13 protein-coding genes are annotated in these 17,592 nt (G+C 63.8%); 5 read left to right on the forward strand and 8 right to left on the reverse strand.

Features of this window, described 5'->3' with window-relative positions; all coding sequences use genetic code 11:
- Positions 1 to 104 precede the first annotated feature (104 nt).
- Positions 105 to 3,107, reverse strand: coding sequence for a TonB-dependent receptor domain-containing protein (locus DJ019_RS16385; protein WP_111277148.1), 3,003 nt, complete (start codon positions 3,105 to 3,107; stop codon positions 105 to 107).
- A gap of 502 nt (positions 3,108 to 3,609) precedes the next feature.
- On the opposite strand from DJ019_RS16385, the gene DJ019_RS16390 reads away from it, so the two are divergent.
- From DJ019_RS16390 to DJ019_RS16400, 3 genes are all read left to right on the forward strand, one after another.
- Complete coding sequence (locus DJ019_RS16390; RefSeq protein ID WP_111277149.1) at positions 3,610 to 4,392, forward strand: response regulator transcription factor; 783 nt, start codon at positions 3,610 to 3,612, stop codon at positions 4,390 to 4,392.
- A gap of 88 nt (positions 4,393 to 4,480) precedes the next feature.
- Positions 4,481 to 5,002 (forward strand): SRPBCC family protein, encoded by a 522-nt coding sequence (locus DJ019_RS16395; RefSeq protein ID WP_205854188.1) that lies wholly within the window; start codon positions 4,481 to 4,483, stop codon positions 5,000 to 5,002.
- 348 nt (positions 5,003 to 5,350) lie between these two features.
- Positions 5,351 to 6,673, forward strand: a complete 1,323-nt coding sequence (locus tag DJ019_RS16400; protein ID WP_111277150.1) for an MBL fold metallo-hydrolase — start codon at positions 5,351 to 5,353, stop codon at positions 6,671 to 6,673.
- On the opposite strand, the gene DJ019_RS16405 is transcribed toward DJ019_RS16400, so the two are convergent.
- The 5 genes from DJ019_RS16405 to DJ019_RS16425 all read right to left on the reverse strand — a co-directional run bounded on the left by DJ019_RS16405 (position 6,666) and on the right by DJ019_RS16425 (position 11,597).
- Positions 6,666 to 7,394 carry a GNAT family N-acetyltransferase gene (locus tag DJ019_RS16405; RefSeq protein WP_111277151.1) on the reverse strand — a complete coding sequence of 243 codons (729 nt, stop codon included), beginning with the start codon at positions 7,392 to 7,394 and terminating at the stop codon, positions 6,666 to 6,668. The genes DJ019_RS16400 and DJ019_RS16405 overlap by 8 nt on opposite strands.
- 71 nt (positions 7,395 to 7,465) lie before the next feature.
- Positions 7,466 to 8,620, reverse strand: a complete 1,155-nt coding sequence (locus tag DJ019_RS16410) for a site-specific integrase (RefSeq protein ID WP_111277152.1) — start codon at positions 8,618 to 8,620, stop codon at positions 7,466 to 7,468.
- Positions 8,621 to 8,945: 325 nt separating this feature from the next.
- A complete protein-coding gene (locus tag DJ019_RS16415) occupies positions 8,946 to 10,589 on the reverse strand; it encodes a hypothetical protein (protein ID WP_133255321.1) in 1,644 nt (547 codons plus the stop codon).
- A 289-nt stretch (positions 10,590 to 10,878) separates the two neighbouring features.
- Positions 10,879 to 11,202, reverse strand: a complete 324-nt coding sequence (locus DJ019_RS16420) for a hypothetical protein (protein WP_111277154.1) — start codon at positions 11,200 to 11,202, stop codon at positions 10,879 to 10,881.
- Complete coding sequence (locus tag DJ019_RS16425; protein WP_111277155.1) at positions 11,199 to 11,597, reverse strand: hypothetical protein; 399 nt, start codon at positions 11,595 to 11,597, stop codon at positions 11,199 to 11,201. The genes DJ019_RS16420 and DJ019_RS16425 overlap by 4 nt, the downstream gene beginning before the upstream one ends.
- 271 nt (positions 11,598 to 11,868) lie before the next feature.
- On the opposite strand from DJ019_RS16425, the gene DJ019_RS21245 reads away from it, so the two are divergent.
- Together DJ019_RS21245 and DJ019_RS21250 are read left to right on the forward strand one after the other, a co-directional pair.
- Complete coding sequence (locus tag DJ019_RS21245) at positions 11,869 to 12,114, forward strand: hypothetical protein (protein WP_111277156.1); 246 nt, start codon at positions 11,869 to 11,871, stop codon at positions 12,112 to 12,114.
- Positions 12,115 to 12,324: 210 nt separating this feature from the next.
- The gene (locus tag DJ019_RS21250; RefSeq protein WP_205854189.1) at positions 12,325 to 12,534 is read left to right on the forward strand and encodes a hypothetical protein; all 210 of its coding nucleotides are present in this window, start codon (positions 12,325 to 12,327) and stop codon (positions 12,532 to 12,534) included.
- A gap of 62 nt (positions 12,535 to 12,596) precedes the next feature.
- Here the strand turns inward: DJ019_RS21250 and DJ019_RS16440 are convergent, their stop codons facing one another.
- Positions 12,597 to 13,973: a hypothetical protein gene (locus tag DJ019_RS16440; RefSeq protein ID WP_111277158.1), complete on the reverse strand. Its 1,377-nt coding sequence runs from the start codon at positions 13,971 to 13,973 to the stop codon at positions 12,597 to 12,599.
- A 231-nt stretch (positions 13,974 to 14,204) separates the two neighbouring features.
- The gene (locus tag DJ019_RS16445) at positions 14,205 to 17,588 is read right to left on the reverse strand and encodes a type ISP restriction/modification enzyme (RefSeq protein WP_111277159.1); all 3,384 of its coding nucleotides are present in this window, start codon (positions 17,586 to 17,588) and stop codon (positions 14,205 to 14,207) included.
- Between the last annotated feature and the right edge of the window lie 4 nt (positions 17,589 to 17,592).

Below are 17,592 nucleotides of genomic sequence, written 5' to 3' on the forward strand. Positions count from 1 at the left end.
GCTCTCTTCGGCCGCTGGCCCAGGCCGAATCATCATGGCGAGCGATCATGCGAAAAGGGCCCCCGCTTGCGCGGAGGCCCCGATCGTCTGCCTGGACGGCCGCCCTAGAAGCTGGCGGTGACGCCCACGAAGATCTTCCGGCCCAGCAGGTCGTAGGTCGGATAGGTGTTCGGCGAGCCGGTCTGGGAGATCCGGTTGTTCACCAGCGGCGGATCCTGATCGAGGATGTTGTTGATGCCGCCGCGGACCGCGAACATGTCGTTCACGTTCCACACCGCCGACAGGTCCAGATAGCTGCGCTGGGGCAGCTTGTGGTTGAAGGCGTTGCGGCCGCCGGTCCCGATGGTCGGCTCGTCGGTGTCCTGCTCGTAGGTGCTGCTGTGGATGTAGCGCCAGGCGAGCGAGGCGGTCACATCCCAGGGCGTGTTCCAGTTCACCCGCAGGGTATGACGCCAGCGCGGGCTGACCGTCTGGCACTGCGGACCGAACAGGCCGGCGCAGTCATAGGGGTCATCGCCGGGCAGCGGCGTCACGGTCTGCTTGAGCAGGTACGAGCCCGACAGGTTGACCGAGACGCTGCCCCAGTTCTCCAGGCCCCAGTCCTCGATCGGCAGGACGTAGCTCGCCTGCAGGTCGATGCCCGAGGTGACGCCGGCGCCGACGTTCACGTTCGTGCCGTTGATGTAGCCGCCCTGGGCCTGGGTGTTGCCGAACAGGATGCCGTTCTGCGCCCGGACGATCTGGCTGCAGAAGGTCTGGTCGCCGGTGTCCAGGCACCGCTGCAGGATGACGCCGAGCGGGATGGCCCCGATCACGTCCTTCAGGTCGACGTGGTAGTAGTCCACGCTGGCCGTGAAGCCGCGGATGAACGACGGCCGGCCGGTCACGCCGATGGTAAACGTCTTGGCCGTCTCCGGCGCCAGCAACGGGTTGCCGCCGTTCAGCACCGCGCACTGGCCAGACGGGCACTGCGGGATGACCCCGTACTGCGCCGCGGTGATGCCGGTGTTCTGGCAGGCCTGCAGCGAGGCCGGGTTCTGGGCGCCGGCGGCGCAGGGGTCTTCCGCCACCTGGCTGGTGTTGGTCACCGCCTGCGGAGTGTAGAGCTCCAGGATGCTCGCGGCGCGGATGGCCTTGTTGTACGAGCCGCGGAACTTGAAGTCCTCGGTCGGCGCCCACGACAGGCCCAGCTTCCAGGTCTTGGCGCTCTGGTCGGTCGAGTAGTCCGAGTAGCGGTAACCCACCTCGGCGGTGATGTCCTTGGCCCAGGGCATGTCCTGCACCAGCGGAACCCGCGCTTCGCCGAAGAATTCCTTCACGCTCAGGCTGTTGTCGATCGGGGTCGACGCGCCGCCGGCGCCCGACAGGTCGCCGCTGAGCTGGGCCGAGTCCGGCTGGTACTCGAGGTGATCGCGCCGGTAGTGGAAGCCGGCCGCCACGCCCACGCCGTCCTGCGCCCACGGCGACTTGACGCCATAGTCGCCCAGGTCGCCGGTGATCACGCCCTCGATGATCCGCTCGGCGATCGAGCCCTTCGAGGTCCCCTCGATATCGAGGTAGGCGAGCGCCGCGTCGGTGACCTGGCCATCCTGGAAGATGTTGTACGGGACGCAAGAGCCGCCAGAGATACAGACCGGTCCGTTTGGTCCCTGTACGACCTGCAGGGCGTTCTGCAGGCGGGAGATCGACAGGTAGTTCTGCGAGGCCGTGTACAGGTTGGTGTAGTAGTAAGAGCCGTAGAGGTCATACTTCCACGAGCCGGTGATCTCGCCGCGACCGCCGAAGACCGCGCGGTAGTTGGTGTGTTCATAGAGCTGGTTGCGCCCGCCGCCCTCGATGTTGCGGCGGCCGATCAGCAGGTCCTTGCTGGCGCCCGAAGCGATGTCCGCCGCCGAGCAGCCGATCACGCTGCGCTGCTGGGCGCTCATGAACGGGTTGTTGCAGTTGATCAGGAAGCCGCCGCTGGCGGAGACGCCCGCGCCCTGGAACAGGCCGGTCGGCGCGATCAGCACGTTCGAGCGGTCGTTCATGAAGCCGAAGTCGCCGTAGAACTCGAGGTGCTTGTTCACCTCGTAGCGGGCGAGGAAGCCGGCCGTGTAGCGCGTGCCCTGCTGCATCAGGTAGGCGTAGTCGTTCGAGTTGAACAGCGGCGGCGGCGTGGTGTTGGCCGTCCCGCTCCACGGCGCGAAGGTGTTGCCGACCACGGCCACCTGGGTCGGCGCGCCCGGCAGGTTGAACCCGCCGCCGGCGCCCAGCACCCATTGGTTGGAGTTGGGCGAACCGGCGCAGCTCGCCACGCCCGCCGCCGTCGCCACGATCTGGCAGGCCGAGTAGTCGCGCTTGGCCTGCGTCACCGGCTCCTGGTCGTGATAGGTGAAGTAGCCCGTGACGTTGCCGCGGCCTTCCTCGAAGTTCGCGCCCATGATGATGCTGATGTCGCGGGACTCGCCGTCCCAGACATTGTCCTTCGGCCCGGCGATGCCGCGAGCCGCCAGCAGGCTCTGGGCGAAGTCGTTGTGCTGGTCGTGCTGGAACACGCCCCATTGGGCGTCGATCTGCACGCCCTCGAAGTCGCGCTTCATGATGAAGTTCACGACGCCGGCGATGGCGTCGGAGCCGTAGGTCGCCGAGGCGCCGCCGGTCAGCACGTCCACGCGCTGGATGAGCTGCGAGGGGATCTGGTTGAGGTCGGGCGAGGGATTGGTGTTGCCCGTGTTCGGATCGCCGATGCCGAGGCGGCGGCCGTCCACCAGCACCAGGGTGCGCTGTTGGCCGAGACCGCGCAGGTCGACGGTGGCCACGCCGCCGGGACCGGACAGCGGGTTGGAGGTGGTCGACAGCGCCGTCTGGCTGTTCTGGCTCACCTGCGGGAGCTGGTTCAGGATGTCGGCGGTGACGGGACGGCCGCCCAGGACCACTTCCTGCTCGCCCACCACCTGCACGGGGCTGACGCTTTCCAGGTTCGGCGACGGAATCCGGGTTCCGGTCACGACGACCTCGGCGACCTCACCCTCCTGGGCGGCCGCGGGCGTGGCCAGGGCGACGAACGCCGCGCCACAGATCATCGAGGACGCCAACAGGCGCTCGCGCATGCTCTTGATGTTCAAATCAAATTCCTCCAGCGGCCAGCGGCGAAAGCCGGCTCCGGCCGATCCCCACAAGAAGCAGGCCCCCGGCGCGGCCGGAGGTGTCCGGCTGCGCGATCAGACGCCGCTGAAGGAAAACTATTGTCGCGTGTAGCGCCGCTTTACTGAATTCATCTTATGGGACTCATGAATTCAACTCATGAATCGGAACCGAAGGAGCGCATCACACGCTCCAAACAATCCACATAACTCCAATATTTTCCGTTGCTTAGGAGCTCTTCGCGGCAAGCGGCGCTCGGCGGGGGCGCGCCATATGCCCTGACATTCGCGACAGTCTTTCATGGAATAATGTTGCAAAAAGAAAACAGGCCCAGCGCGCCGTAACAACGACAGATCCAGAGATACACATGAGATCACTTCATACTGTGTATGACAAGAAGTCGTCACGAACGCTCGTCTATCTCGCGTATTGTCATCTCGATCGGGCCTGGGCGCCCGACGCCGCTTGCAGACGAGGACTCCAATGACCACCGTCGCCATCGAATTCGCCGCCGGCGCCACGCCGGTTCGCCCGGCGACCGCGCAAGGTTCTCCCCGCGTGCTGTGGATCGACGCGGACCCCTCCGCCATCGAGGCAGGCGTCGAGATGCTTCGCCGCCACGGCTTCGAGGTCGAGCAGGCGGCGACGGCCGACGCTGCCCGGACGGTCCTGGACGGGCCCGGCGGCGCGGACCTGGTGATCCTGGAGACGGCCCTGCCCGACGCTGACGGCCTGGCCCTGTGCCGCCGCCTGTCCGAGGCCGAGACCGCCCCGGTGATGGTGGTCGCGAGCGCCGCCGATACGCTGGACCGCGTGGCCGGCCTGGAGTTCGGCGCCGACGACGTCCTGCCCAAGACCATCCACCCCCTCGAACTGCTGGCCCGGGTGCGCGCCCTGCTCCGCCGCGCCGCGCGTCAGGCGCGCCAGGCGAGCGAGGCGGAGCTGGCCACCTGGCGCTTCGACGCCGAGCTCGGCTACGTAACCTCGCCGTCGGGCCGCACCGTTCGCCTCAGCCCCGCCGACGCCGCCCTGCTTCAGCTGCTGGCGGCCCGCCCCGGCGAGGTGCTGCCGCGCGACGCCTTGGTGGCCCAGCTTCACGGCGGCGACCGGGCCGCCGCGGGCGGTCGCTCGATCGACGCCCGGGTGGCGCGCCTGCGCCGCACCCTGTCGGCGTGCGACGGCGCCGGGGACCTGATCAAGACCCTGCGTGGGGGTGGCTATCTCTTCCAGGCCCAGGTGATGGCGCGCCCCGGCCTGGCGGCCTGAGACGCATTCGCGCCTCCGGACGCGTTTGACGCAGGTCAAGGCCCCGCCCGGGCGGAGGGACCAGCGTGCGGCGACACGAGGAGACCGCATGACCGCCACGCCCGCCTGCACGGCCACCTTCAGCCGCGTCGACGGCACGATGAGCGCCGCCTTCGAGCGCCGTTTCGATCACCCCGCCGCCGAGGTCTGGCGCGCCCTGACCGATCCGGCCCTGCTGCCGCAATGGCTTGCGCCCGGCGAGATCGAGCTCAGGCTCGGCGGCAAGGTGAAGCTGGATTTCAAGGACAGCGGCATCGCGATCGATTCGACCGTGACCTCCTTCGTCGAGGGTCGGCTGCTGGAATATGCATGGGGCGGCTCCGGCGACCCGCCCCGACCGGTCAGGTGGATCCTGGAGCCGGATGGCGACGGTTGCCGCCTGACCCTGCGGATCACCGTTCCGGCCGACGAAGATGTCGGGCGTTCGGCGGCCGGCTGGGAAGCTCACCTGGAGATGCTGGCGGCGACGCTCGAAGGCGTCTCGATCCATTTCCCGTTCGAGCTGTTCAAGGCCGCCCGCGACACCTACCGCGCCCGGCTGGCCGCCGCCGACTTCGCACCACAGGCCTGAGATCGTCTCCGCTTGCGCCTCGCCCGCGGGCTTCGCCCGAAAGGGAGGAATGGTGCCGCCTAGGTGACTCGAACACCTGACCTACGCATTACGAAATAGACTAAGATTGTCGGGAAAAACTGTGCCTTCATATCCGCTTAGGCTGAATTCGGCGCTGGTCCGACACGACAACCCAGACACTTCCCAAACTGGGCGCTGCGGGCGGCTTCGTCGTCTCCTACTTTGAGCGCTTTGGCGTGGGAATCCCGGAAAATTCGACCTGCGCCATACCTGCGGACAGATCACTCGTGGCCCGCAGCATACGCCGGCTTCTAGGCCAGTCCATGAGCAGGCTCTACCGTAGACCGCATGATTATTCACACGCGTCGCCAACACGCAGTTGGGCAGGGTTGCTTCCACTCTGGAAGTGTCGGAGCAGGCCCGCCGGAAGCGTATGATCCGAGCCACCTGCAGTATGTCTACGACTGCGGGGCCATGGGTCCATACGGCGCCAGCCTGCGGGCCGAGGTTAATCGCTTCCTGGCCGCGGGCCGCGGTGGTTCGATTGACCTCCTCTTCATCTCACATCTGCATCTCGACCACGTCAGCGGCGTCGAGCAACTCTGCTCCGGCTCAATGGCCGTGGGCACGGTGGTGCTGCCCCTGCTCAACGATATCGACCGCCTAGTCTGCTTCGCGCGAGCGGCCGCGGAGGCACCGGGTGCCATTACTGACTTCTACCGGGACCTTATCGCCGACCCCACCGGAGCTATCACGCAGCGCCTGAACCCCGACCAGATCCTTTACGTCCGACGTGGCGAAGGTCCGGCGCCGGGTGGTGGCGAACTCGACGTTCCTGAACGGCCGGATTTCCCTAGAGACCCAGGACGTACGCGAGGCGAGGAGCGGACCTCCAAATGGCGCTTGGTCGGTCGCGGCTACGCCGGATCGGAGGGTCCGCAAGCGAATGGCAACGTTGCGCAGTCGCCAAGTGCGGCAACGCCGCTGATCGGGACCATAGACGACACGAACGGCTTCGAGATCGTCACCGCGGGCGAGAGTGCAGCCTGGATTCTGGCCCCTTATGTGGATGTTGAAGTAAGCGCTGAGCGGCAGTCGTTCATCCACACGGTGGCGAACTTGTTGGGCCTCTCGCCGCATGAGTTTGAGCAAATGGCCTCAGACCCTCACTTCCTTCTGCTGCTCATCACTAATTGCCGCGAGGAATTGGCTGCGGCCTACAACGCCGTTGCGAACCTGAACGTCACTTCTCTCTGCCTGCTGTCAGCGCCCTACGAGGTTCAGGCTGGGAGTGTATGGCGGCTACATCGGCCGAATCCTACCTGGGCTTTTGGCTACGTCCGGCGCGGACAGAAGGTAGGCTGGATCGGCACGGGCGATGCTGATCTTAAGAAGCTGGCGCGACGCAAAGCATTCCTTGACCACTACGCGGCGCGACTAAAGCAGATCGCGACCCTGCTGCTGCCGCATCACGGTTCGGCGCACAACTTTCATGAAGAGCTACTCGACAGGATTCGCCCGATGGTGTGCATCGCAGCGGCCGACGCCTTCAGCACCTGGCAGCATCCCGGCGCAAGGGTGATCCAAGCCGCCAACTCGCGCGGCATTCCTCTTTGGGTGACCACTGGCAGTCCGAGGTCGAGGACCTGGGAAGCCGCCGTGTCTAGGTAATAACCCGATCGATGTAGAGATGCCCATGCGGGTCAGTGGCTACGCCGTGATCCCGCCCGTATTTGGCTCGGCCAAAATATAGCTCATCGCCGTCGACCACGATTTTGATGTGATTGTCGGTGTTGCTGGTTAGCGAGGGGTCGTGGCCATGAAGCCGTTCGGGCAGCTGGATCGAACCATCCGGAAGGCGCTCGCCCATTGCTGCGTATCGCGCAAAGGGCGCTCCCCATCGAGCCTCTTTCTCGTCGTAGAACTCGATTTCAACTTCGACGCGCTGTCCCTGTCCTAGAGAGAATTGCCGTTCGAGCGCCAGGGTGGCGTAGAGGCCATCCCTATACGGCATGCGGTGGGGCTTGAAGCCTTGGCGCACCCAGAAGGGCTCAGCCGTAGCGGGCGCGATCTCAATTTCGAGGATGCTGAAGCCCTTGTCGGAAGCGCGCCTGACCATAAAATCCGACAGGAGGACGCCGTAACTGCGCCCGCGATGATCGGGATGAATCTCTAGAATGTCCGTGCCGTACAGGAAGCCCACCGCCTTACCGCCGACCACCAAGACGTCGACTGGCCTCTCGCCGCATCCCCATGATTTGCGCACGGTGTCCCAGTTGCAGCGGAAGCCTCGTACCGCGGCGTCGCCCGCATTGTAGGCGCGCTCTTCGGCATCGAGCCAAATCTCGATCTCGTCCATGAGGTCAGGGGTGGCGGGGAGAATCTGAGTCATAGCCCATTCTACCGCAGCCAAAGCCCCACCTGCACGCCGCGTCGATGCAGCATGAGGTGGGGTCAGCTTTGCTAGGGGAGCTCCTGCTTCGCCGCGGCGGCTTCGACAGCGGCGAGTAAGGTGTCGTTCGCCAGATGCGAGTAACGCTGAGTCGATTGGTAACTCGCGTGGCCAAGCACCTTCCCGACCGCGAAGAGATCGACCCCGCTGTTGACCATAAACGAGGCTGCGGAGTGCCTCAGATCGTGGATCCGCAGACCCGGCAGTCTCGCAACCCTTGTGGCCCGTAACCATCCGTGCCTGATGGACACGAAGGGTTTCAGGGTTTCCGGGTTCGGGACCAACCAGGGGCAGCCCTTGAACCGCGGCAGGGTCTCCACGATCGCCAGAGCGGCGGTGGAGAGGGGCACGTACCGGGCCTTTCCGGTCTTGCTCGTCGGGATGAGCCAGGCGCGGCGTTCGACATCGACGTGTTCCCATCGGGCGTCGAGCAACTCGCGCACCCGAGCCCCCGTCAGCAACAGCAATCCCACGATATGCCGGAGCTGAGGGTTTTGAGACTGCGCCACCGCGAGCCGAAGCTGCGCGGCCTCCTCCGCCGACAGGAAGCGTTCACGGGCATTGTTCAGGGGCTTTCGGGGTATGCCGCGCGTCGGGTTCTTGTCGCAGCCCGGCACATCCCAACGGGAGCCCAACACAAACGATCGGCCGAAGATGACCCTGATCTTCTCGACGGTGGCCGGCGCGAACCCCTCGGCTTGCTTCTCGCTAAGCCATTGAGCCACTCCCCGGCTGCCGATGTCGGTCAGGCGCACCTTGCCCCACCTCGGGAGGATGTGCCGGCGCATGTACATCTCGGTGTCGCGGAACGAACGCTGATGCAGCTTGGCGTCCGCGAGGTGCATCTCGGCCAGCTCCCGGTAGAGAGGGATGGACTTCGCCAGCGCCTTCTTCGCGCCGGGGTCGCCGCCCATCACCACCTCCGCCCGCAACTTCTGAGCCTGCTTCTTCGCCAAGTGGAAGGGCACATCCTCGTACCGACCGATCTTATGCTGCCGCAACCGGCCGCCCTGGTCGCTGTAGCGCAGGTAGTAGGTCCGCCCGCCGGTGGACCGACATTCGAGAATGAAACCGGTGATGGTGACGTCGTAGTAGACGGTCTTCGATTGTCCGGGTTCGCACTCGGCGGTGGAGGCGAACGCATGGTCAAGTTTGGCCTTAGGCATGGGTGGTCTCTTTCGGTGATTTGAGGATCGGCGCGCGAGCGCCAGGGAGCCGCCGCGGGGCGCGGCGGGGGTTGGGTGGTTGAGAGGGGGTTCAGGCGGCCCCTGAGGCGGCCGCTAGCGCAGCGCGCCGGGGTGGCGATGGGAGGGGTCAGGGAGGCTCCGAACCAGCCCAGGCGGGCAACGGCGGGAGCGCGGCCGGACGGCGACAAGGAGGCGGCCCAGAGGCCGCGCCGAAAGAGGCAAAAGGGGCGGTTACCCCTTTCACCCCTTTTCGGGCGGCCCCCGGGGCCGTCAGCGCTCCCGGCCGCCTAAGGCCGGGCTGGCCTCACATCACCCGCCAACTGCGACGTTCCTTGCTGTCGCCTGGCTCGATCCGCAATCCGCCCGCCTTGCGGCCGCGGTTCTTGTTCAGGAACCAGCCGAGCCTGCCCGGACTGACGTGCCGACCGTCCATGACCGGGAGTTCGGTAAGGACGTCCATGAGGTTGGGGTGATCAATCGCCGTGGCGACGACCTTCCTCACGGTCATGGTCCGGGAGCCGAAGACTTCCGACCAAGCGGTCAAGAACTCTTCGAGCAGCTGCTGATCCGGATCATGGGTCACCTGATCGATCAGGCTCTGCGCCGGATCGGGCAAGCCCAGCCAAAGGAGCGGCTGCCGGCAGAACGTCGACCACCCATCGTAGGTGCCGATCGGCTTCACGTCGGCGAGGGGCGCGCCCGCCGCCAGATATGCGCCGATGATCGTCAGCGCATCCCCAACAGCAGCCTTCCTATGCCTGCGCAGGTGCTCGACGGGGTCGTCCTTGCGGTAGCGGCGAAAGGCCGGCGTCTCACTACGGGGTTCGAGGCGGATCGAGATCACCCGACGCCGCATATCCCGCTCGGGCTCGATGTTGTTGCCCGTCCCCAGCATGAGCACGTTCGTCCGCGCCGTGGCGGTGCGGGTCGAGCCGAGTATGCGCTCGGTGACCGTTGGACTCGTCAGCGCCTTGTTGATTGCGCCGAACGATCTCCAGTCCGTCTGCATGTCATCGAACAGGATGACCGCAGGCTTCTCTAGCAGCATCGCCACCACGACCTTCGTCGCCTCATCGGCCTTGGTCGGGTAGCTGGTGATGTAAGGGTCGCCCGGACCCGCAAACGCCGCGATGATGTTCGCCAAGTAGCTTTTGCCGCTACCCGACCTTGAGGCCGTAAGGCTGAAGGCTGGGGCTTGGGCAAGCGACGGGCGAATGGCAGCCGTCAGCATGGCAGCCAAAGCCCCTGATAGGTCCGCTTCGGAGGCGAAGGGGACCTCTTCGATGAGCCACTTCAGGCATTCGAGCGCGTGTTCCGCCTTCTCCCTGGTTGGCTCCTTCAGATCGTAGTCGTCGCCGTTGAAGGCCGCATAGATGCCCGTCTCGGCATGATAGCCGGGTGAGGTGATGAACCTTCGATCTGGCCCGAGGTATGGCTGACGGGCCAAACCCTGCAGCGCCTTCAGGTGGGGGCGGTTCTGCCCCCGCATCAGGTTCTGCACGACGCCTTGGGGCGGGTCGCAGCGGACCCACTCTCCACGCTGCCCCCTCTTCTCCCAGCAGATCTTCGAGGACAGCTCCGTCACCAGGGCCTGGTCGTTGATCGCCTCCGACATCACGCCACCTCCCGGCCGGTCGATCACACGGACGATCGGTCCTCCCGCGTGGAAGTAGGCTCCATCGACGGCCAGCACCCGCTCCGCTGCAGCAGCGATTCGATGAAGCTCGCCGGGCGAAACGCGGATGCGCGGCTGAGCGCCAGGCGACGCAGGCGTATAGACGTCGTCGCCCTCGTCAGTGACCGCCCCAGGCGATGTCGCATGAGGCTGAGGCTCTGTTGGAGGCAACGGTGAGGTCTGGGTTTCGCCGCGCCGCTCGCGCGCCAGATCCTTGGGCTTCGGCAGAGTGAGATTAGGTGGTGGTGGTCGCTTTGGTGGCTGGTTTGCCATGCATCTTTCCAAACGTAGGCGCTCCCCTCCACAGGCGCGGGGGGAGTCGCAGATGATTGAGGGAGGTTTGTCGGCCCTGATTCTCGGGGTCGCAGGCCACTTGGCGCTTATCAGTGCGACGCCGCCTCAAAGGCAGCGTTGCCCCCTAACGAAACCGATGCCGGTCATCAGAGAGGGAGAATTAAACGGGTTTGGTTTTGGGGCATGCTTTGCCGCGCCCGGTGCACTCTGGGCGGTTTTCGGCAATTTTATGCCTTCTGGAAGATCCTGCGGACAGCCCAAACAGCGCTCAACTGACAGCCGCAGAACCCTTCCAGTTTGTGGGGCGCTCACGTCCGTCCGTCAGTAGCGCTTGCGGCGGGGCCTTAGGCTTGGAGTTGGCCAGGATCGATGCGATCACAACCACGCCCAGGGTGATGATGAAGGCGAGGGGGTGCGCCCCAGCCAACCCGAGCAAGCCCAGGAAGACCAGGAACGCCAGAGTGTCTCGTGGTCGCGTGATGAGGGCAACGAGCAACGCCAGCACCACGCCAACCAAGAGGGCGATCAGCACCGCCCGCAGGACCGCGAGGATGGCACCCAGGATCAGCAGATTGAGAACCATCCGGTTCATTGTTTGTTCTCGGGCGGGATCGGGCGATCGGCCACGGCGAGGCAGTTGAAGCGCAGGACAGCATTCGTGCGGGGATCGTCCGCGACGAAGACCAACATCCCAAAATCATCGGTGAGGACGTAGGCGAGCTCGAACCAGGGTCCGTGGTCCTCCATCCACTCCCACCCAGGCTGCTCGGCTTGGTCCCAGGTTATCGGGAAGCCCACCGCCTTGTGGATGACCTCGGAGGTATCGCCCGGCTGGACGACGACGAACTGAACGATGTCGCTAAGCGGGCGGTCGCGCTCCGTGTCGAGCTGCCAGACCCGAAGACCGATCAGAGCGCGGAGGTGTGGATCGAGGCCAGGATCTGTAAGCGCGGCCGTGACCGCGTCACGGTCGACGAGTGACAGCATGTTGGGTTCCTTTCAGGACAAAGAAAAAGCCCCCGCGACGGTGGTCGCAGGGGCTCGGGTTGGTTGGGTTGAGGGTGCCGCGTTGGACGCCAGTGAACGCGTCGAAAGCGTTGTTTCTGTTGGCTGTGCGGCTTCCCGAAACGGCTGGGCCAGCTACTCCACAACCCGCGTTAGCACGCGGATGTTGGAGGCACGCTGCGATAACGGTACTTCAAATAAGGTACCTGGAATTGCGCGAGCGATTCCGATCCGCAGCTCAAGGAGCCGTCAGTTGGTGAAAGCGTCCGGCCTCAGCCCTGATGAGTTGCAAGAGGCTGAGCGGGTGATCCGCCGAGTCCCGCCTGGTCTCTACACTCTCGCCGATCTCTACGGCCGCGATTGGGACAGGAAGGTGAGCCCAACCAAGTTTGGGCGGGCCTTCAAAGCGGCGGTCATCGAGAAGCGGCTAACCGGGATCACCCTTCACCCGCACAAGACTGCAGCGAACGCGATCCAGTACCTCGTTCACGAGCACTGATCGTGACGCGGAGGTAGCTAGCTCTGGCTACAGCCAGCTGCCGGGCATGTTAGTAGCTGAGCCACTGCAAACGGATCTGAGACCCTCCAAGGCCCGGGCCTGTTTGTCCGCACCTTGCCGAGGGAGCAGGGGACGCCGGGAGAACGCCAACGTCCCCGCACTAACCTATCGGGAGGATCTACTGACCATCCGCTCTGCTGCATCAAGAGCGTGTCGAGCGGCTTCAAGCGCCTGCACAAAGGCCGCCGCTTCTCGACCGCTCAGGTACGGACCAGGGGGCGGAAGGAGATCCGGCGCGGCGGGATCGACATGTCGAAACTTGTACCCCGCCGCGATCTCGCCAATACGACCGCCGTTCACGCCGAACCAGGCAGCGATATCGTGCTGGCGATCTCCCCGACGCAGCATGCCTTTGACTAGGGCCGCGTCTTCGTCATCCAACGAAATGCCACTCGAAGGGGCTCGACTCATCTCTCGCCTCCTCATACCGCAGCCGCGAGCTTGAGCAGCTCGGTTTCGAAGGCGTCGACGACCAGGTCATAGGACCCCTCGTTCTTGCCGATCTTTTGGGGATCGGCGCGGAACGCATCCATGATCACACGGTACTTCTTCACGATCGGCTGGAAGTAGCCGTCCAGGAAGTCGTTGGGATCCTTCTTCCACCGCAGCCGCCCGTCCGGCGCGCGCTCGATTAGGCTCTTCAGTCCGTAGACGAGGGGCATGATCAAACCGTCCGGGTAACTGTAGTTCACAGGGTGGCTCGTGAAGTGGGTTGTGGGCTTCGTCCGCATGTCCTTCGCGGGCTTGACCACCGTGAGGCCGCCGAACCTGCCCGTCCCGTCGTTGTAGGCGTCCGGGAAGGTGCGGTAGATCCGGTCGTAGAGCAGCGGGAGTTGCGCTGCGAGTTCGAGTGCGCTGCCGACCTGAGTGTTGTGCAGCTCGTGGCGGTACTCACCGCCTTGTTGTTTTGACACCGCCGGGCTGCCCATCAGCCGGTCGAACAGCTTCACGCACTCGCCCTTGTTCCGGTAGATGTTCTGCGGAACGGGCGCCTCAATGCGACGGCCGTCCTCGTCGTCCGGTAGATCGACAAGCGACAACGGGATCCAGGCCAGGGCGATCAGATCCCGGACCTTGATGTCGCCGCCGTCGTTCGTCTTCCATTCCACGCGGTTGGCGATGAATGGCGGGAGGAACTTGCGGAACTCCTCGTAGTAGCCCTTCTGGTTGGCCTTCGTTTCCAGCTTCAGCTCGACGTTGTTGTTACGGGCCGCACAAATGTCGAGCAGCGAGCTTGAGAACTCGTCCATCACATCGGGGTCTTCGATGTTCGACGGGACCAGGATCTCGAGCGGAACGAGGAAGTCGAGCAGTCCATCGCCCTCGTCTTCGGAAGTAGCCTTCCTGAGATCCTCGACGAGGTCGCGGTTCTTTTCCCAGGCCGCCTTGAAGTCCGGCCAGCGCGCCGGCCGCAGCTTCTCGTTGCCCGTGGCCAGCCGCAGGATCTGCGTGCCGATGGCCAGCATGTTGTGGCCGCCATCGAGGATGCCCTCGATCTTCAGGTTCTCGAACTTCAGCTCGAAACGATTGCGTTCGAGCTTCTCGTAGTTGGACGAGCCGACCAGAACGCCCTTGGTCTTGAAGGGAAAGGTGTTGGGCGTCTCGACGATGCTCTCGATGATCGCGTCGGTCACCGGCCCGGCTTTTGCCGAGCGCGGGTTCGCCTCAAGGTCAGCGGCGTCGAAAAGGTTGAGCATGTTGCGGGCTTTCACAAAGCCCACGATCCGGCGAACCGGGCCTTCCACCTGTTCGGCGACTTGGCCCTGGTCGAAACGGACGAGGATACGATCGGGGTTCATTACTGGGTCTCCTTAGAGCAAGGAGAACCGTTCCAGATTGATCCCGCTGGCCGGGCGCTTCGCCCGTCATCCGACACGTTCCGGGCCTCCGGCCCGCCTCGTCTTCGGTCGCCGCTATCCAGCAGCAGGATCTCGCCAGAACCGCTCTCGGTTCTTTTCCAGCTCCCATCCGGGAGCGCGCCGAAAATGCAGTTCTAGCCAGGAGGAGTCAACGGCCAAGCTGCCGAAGCCCTAGTCGCTCATACCTTTGAACGCGTCCGGCCAGCCGCCATGGCGGGCGATGACCTCGTCGATCTCGGCCATGACCTTGCCGGTCTCCTCCAGCGCCACGATCATGCGGCGGTAGTGGAGGATATCCTCCTCGGTCAGCAAGCGGCCGGGTTTCAGCTTGTCCTTGGAGCCGCTCTCACTGCGATCCTTCAGCCACTTTTGGGCCGGCTGGTAGCCGCCGATCCAGTGTTCCCAAGCCGCCTGAGGCACAGTGGCGAACCAGTTCTGGTCGTTCAAATAGACCCGGCCTGAGGCATCTCGGCGCACTTCCTTGTTGATGCGGCCTAGGCGCGGCTCGCCACCATTGGAGACGAAGCGCACCTTGGGGCTGACAAACAGGTCAGGCAACGCGTTGGCGTCCAGCATGTGCAGGGCGACCAGTCGCGCTCCAAGCGAAATCAGGCGTCTGAATAACTCACGGCTCTTAGGCTTCGGAATACGCGGGTAGTCTAATCTCAGCTCTGCCTCGAAACGCGACATATAGGTGGCCGAACTGATCACCGCGTATACGTAGGCGATACCATCCTCGCTCGGTATCTCCCCGAACCCTAGTGACTCACCTCTGAAGTTCGCGTCCGACACGACACTCGGCACTCGCGCCGGAAATAGCTTGGCTTCTCCACGAGCTGATTTCAGCACACGCTTGTCCGCTGCTTGCCCTGCGACGAACCCAATCCCTAGTCGTGGAGCGTCGACCCCCCGTGAAGCGAGCAAGCTTATATTTTCGCGGTCGACAACTGCGCGAGCAACAAGTTCACGTGGCCGGTGTACAATATCTTCATCGTAATAGATGAAACACGGTTCAAATATCCGATAAATGTAAGGCTTGATCCGGGCCCTACTCACGCCCTTTTGCTTAAGAGCAACACTAGAGGCCTGAGGACTCCAGAAATCAGACTTAGACACACCCAATCGCGCACATAGCGACCAGGCCTCGTCCGTCGATGACGCAAACTTGGTTAGACGACTGAACAGCTCGTCAGAATCGCTCGACAGGCAAAGCTCGTCCCTGTTGGTTTGAACGCCGGTAGTGCTCTCAACAAAGAGGTCTGGCAGCGCGATCCAACTCTCGTACGCTTCATTCTCCGCAGGCGCATCTATGAGCAAGAACTGAGGAGAACTGGGTGAAATGGCCTTGTGGCCGCTAATATTAATGGCTTCCTTCGACAGGATTTCTACTTTCTCAGAATATTTTCCAACCAGCCTGGAAAAAAGGACTTGCCTGTCCGACACTGGTTTCCAAATAAGAGAAATGGCGACTCCTGTAGTGATATCGAACACGTTCTCATCTCGTCGCGCTTCTGGATCGTAGATGCCTCGATATAGATCCAAAACGCTAATCGATGCACCATCAAGCATTGCGTGGCGCATCTCTCTTTGCGTTGAACCATCCAGGTAGCTGCGGTTAGTGATGAACCCGATAACGCCGGCACCGGCGCGCTCAACCGCATTGTTCGCCATCGCAAAGAATTTTATATAGTCATCGTAGAGATTTACTTTTACCTCGCCCCGCATATCTCCTCGGAATCCCGCAAGAAGTCTGGATATCCAGGGGTTGTCGTTTGACTTCCCAAAATTTGAGTACGGTGGATTGCCGACAATCACCGTAAACTGTGCCTCAGACTTTGCGTCGTTTGCGGCCGTCGCCTCTTGCGCCAGGGCCTCGCTCATAAAGGCCAGTTGCATGTCGAGATCTTGGGCCGGCTCGAGCGCGTTAGTTAGGAACACTCGCGCACGCGCCGGGCGAGCCCGCCCACTAGGTCCCGTCTCTGTCCCGGAGAAGTCATAGCCGGTATCGGCGAGCTTCAGGCCGATCTTCATGTGCGCCACGGCGTAGGGCGCCATCATCAGCTCGTAGCCGTAGAGGCGCGGCAGCAGGCGTTCCGCAACATAGACGTTCCAAAGGCGGCGCTTCTCGGCGGCTGTTTCGGCCTTCCAAGCATCGTCCATCATGCGCCGGTGGATCAGATCAATGACCTCGACCAGAAACGTGCCAGTTCCGGTGGCCGGATCGAGGATCTTGACGAACGGATCCTCAGCCTTCGCGCCCTCAGGAACCTTCGTCCCCGGACGGGCCGCGACGAACTGACCCCAGGTGGTGGTGTCGGCCAGGCCAAGTGGAAGGCCGAACTCCGTCCGCAATAACTCGTCCACCGAGCGGACGATGAAGGAGACCACTGGCCTGGGCGTGTAGAAGACGCCGCGCTGGACCTTCATTGCCTTGTCGTAGGCGGCGAGGAAGCCTTCGTAGAAGTGGATGACCGGGTCGTCGCCCTGCTTGTCCTTGTCGAAGTCGTCGAGCACCGCCTCCATGTTCGCGGTGTTCAAGAGGTCGATGACATCTCCCAAGCCCAACTCGTCGAAGTCGAGTCCCGCTCCCGCTCGGTCGCGCCCGCCGGCGGCCAGGAATGAGTTCAAGAGCTCGGAGAGGAATGGGTTCGTGGGGATCGCTGTCTCCAGCGCCTCCACGGTAATGGACGGCAGAGGCAGCGCCCCGTTCAGGGTCCGCGCCTTCTCCGCGCGCCAGCGCTGTACCTGATCAATGCGCTTCGACAGCAGGCCGTAGGCGATGGTCTGCGCATAGGTATCAGCGAACTTCGGGACGTCGAGGTCCTTGTTGAGTGTCGCCTTGACCGCCTCGAAGAGCTGGCCGAGCGGTTGTCCCGGTCGTTCCTTGGGCAGGATCTCCTGGATCGCCTGGCGGATCTGCTTGGCGCATTCGGCCAGGGCCTCGGCCATCTCCTTTGCTGTGCGTATCCCGTCGCGCGGCCGGTCGATGAAGGCTCCAGCCCACCGCGCCTTCCACGCTTCCTCCAACTGACGTCCATCGGGCCAACGTAGCCGTTCCAACCGCTCGGCGACGGTCGCCATATGGCGCGGCGTGTCTTGCCGATCCCAGGCAAGCACTCGAAGTGTCGGGAGCGCCGCGCTGTTCGGCTCTTGATGGAAGTGCGCCAGTGCCAGCCGACGGTCGTCGGCCTTGCCGAACGCCGAGACGAACAGGAGGTCGTTCTTGTCAAATAGGGCGCGGTCGCCGGGATTCGCTGACTCTCGCTTCCTGCGACTGACGCTCGACAGGATGCGGCGCAGCAGGGTGACGGGTAGCTCCGCCTTGTCAAAATCGACGAAGAACACGCCCCAGGGGTTCTGCTGGCCCAGGATCGGACGGAGCTGAGTGATCTCAACCTGGGCCTCCAGCTTAAGGCCAAGCTCGGCGGCGGTGTAGCTGTAGGTCAGTTGGTCGAAGCCGAGATCCTCGGGGATTTCCCATTCCAGCTCGTCACGCAGGTAGGCGACCAGGCTCGGGAAGTCGTTGATGGCTTTGAGGGAGTCGACGCTGGTCATGGCG

The organism is Phenylobacterium kunshanense (assembly GCF_003254525.1).
Taxonomy (GTDB): domain Bacteria; phylum Pseudomonadota; class Alphaproteobacteria; order Caulobacterales; family Caulobacteraceae; genus Phenylobacterium; species Phenylobacterium kunshanense.

Excerpts from the sequence above, each read along its gene's own strand:
- DJ019_RS16390 (WP_111277149.1), top strand. The coding sequence starts at position 3,610 with ATGACCACCGTCGCCATCGAATTCGCCGCCGGCGCCACGCCGGTTCGC.
- DJ019_RS16395 (WP_205854188.1), top strand. The coding sequence starts at position 4,481 with ATGACCGCCACGCCCGCCTGCACGGCCACCTTCAGCCGCGTCGACGGC.
- DJ019_RS16400 (WP_111277150.1), top strand. The coding sequence starts at position 5,351 with ATGATTATTCACACGCGTCGCCAACACGCAGTTGGGCAGGGTTGCTTC.
- DJ019_RS16405 (WP_111277151.1), bottom strand. The coding sequence starts at position 7,394 with ATGACTCAGATTCTCCCCGCCACCCCTGACCTCATGGACGAGATCGAG.
- DJ019_RS16410 (WP_111277152.1), bottom strand. The coding sequence starts at position 8,620 with ATGCCTAAGGCCAAACTTGACCATGCGTTCGCCTCCACCGCCGAGTGC.
- DJ019_RS16415 (WP_133255321.1), bottom strand. The coding sequence starts at position 10,589 with ATGGCAAACCAGCCACCAAAGCGACCACCACCACCTAATCTCACTCTG.
- DJ019_RS16420 (WP_111277154.1), bottom strand. The coding sequence starts at position 11,202 with ATGAACCGGATGGTTCTCAATCTGCTGATCCTGGGTGCCATCCTCGCG.
- DJ019_RS16425 (WP_111277155.1), bottom strand. The coding sequence starts at position 11,597 with ATGCTGTCACTCGTCGACCGTGACGCGGTCACGGCCGCGCTTACAGAT.
- DJ019_RS16440 (WP_111277158.1), bottom strand. The coding sequence starts at position 13,973 with ATGAACCCCGATCGTATCCTCGTCCGTTTCGACCAGGGCCAAGTCGCC.
- DJ019_RS16445 (WP_111277159.1), bottom strand. The coding sequence starts at position 17,588 with ATGACCAGCGTCGACTCCCTCAAAGCCATCAACGACTTCCCGAGCCTG.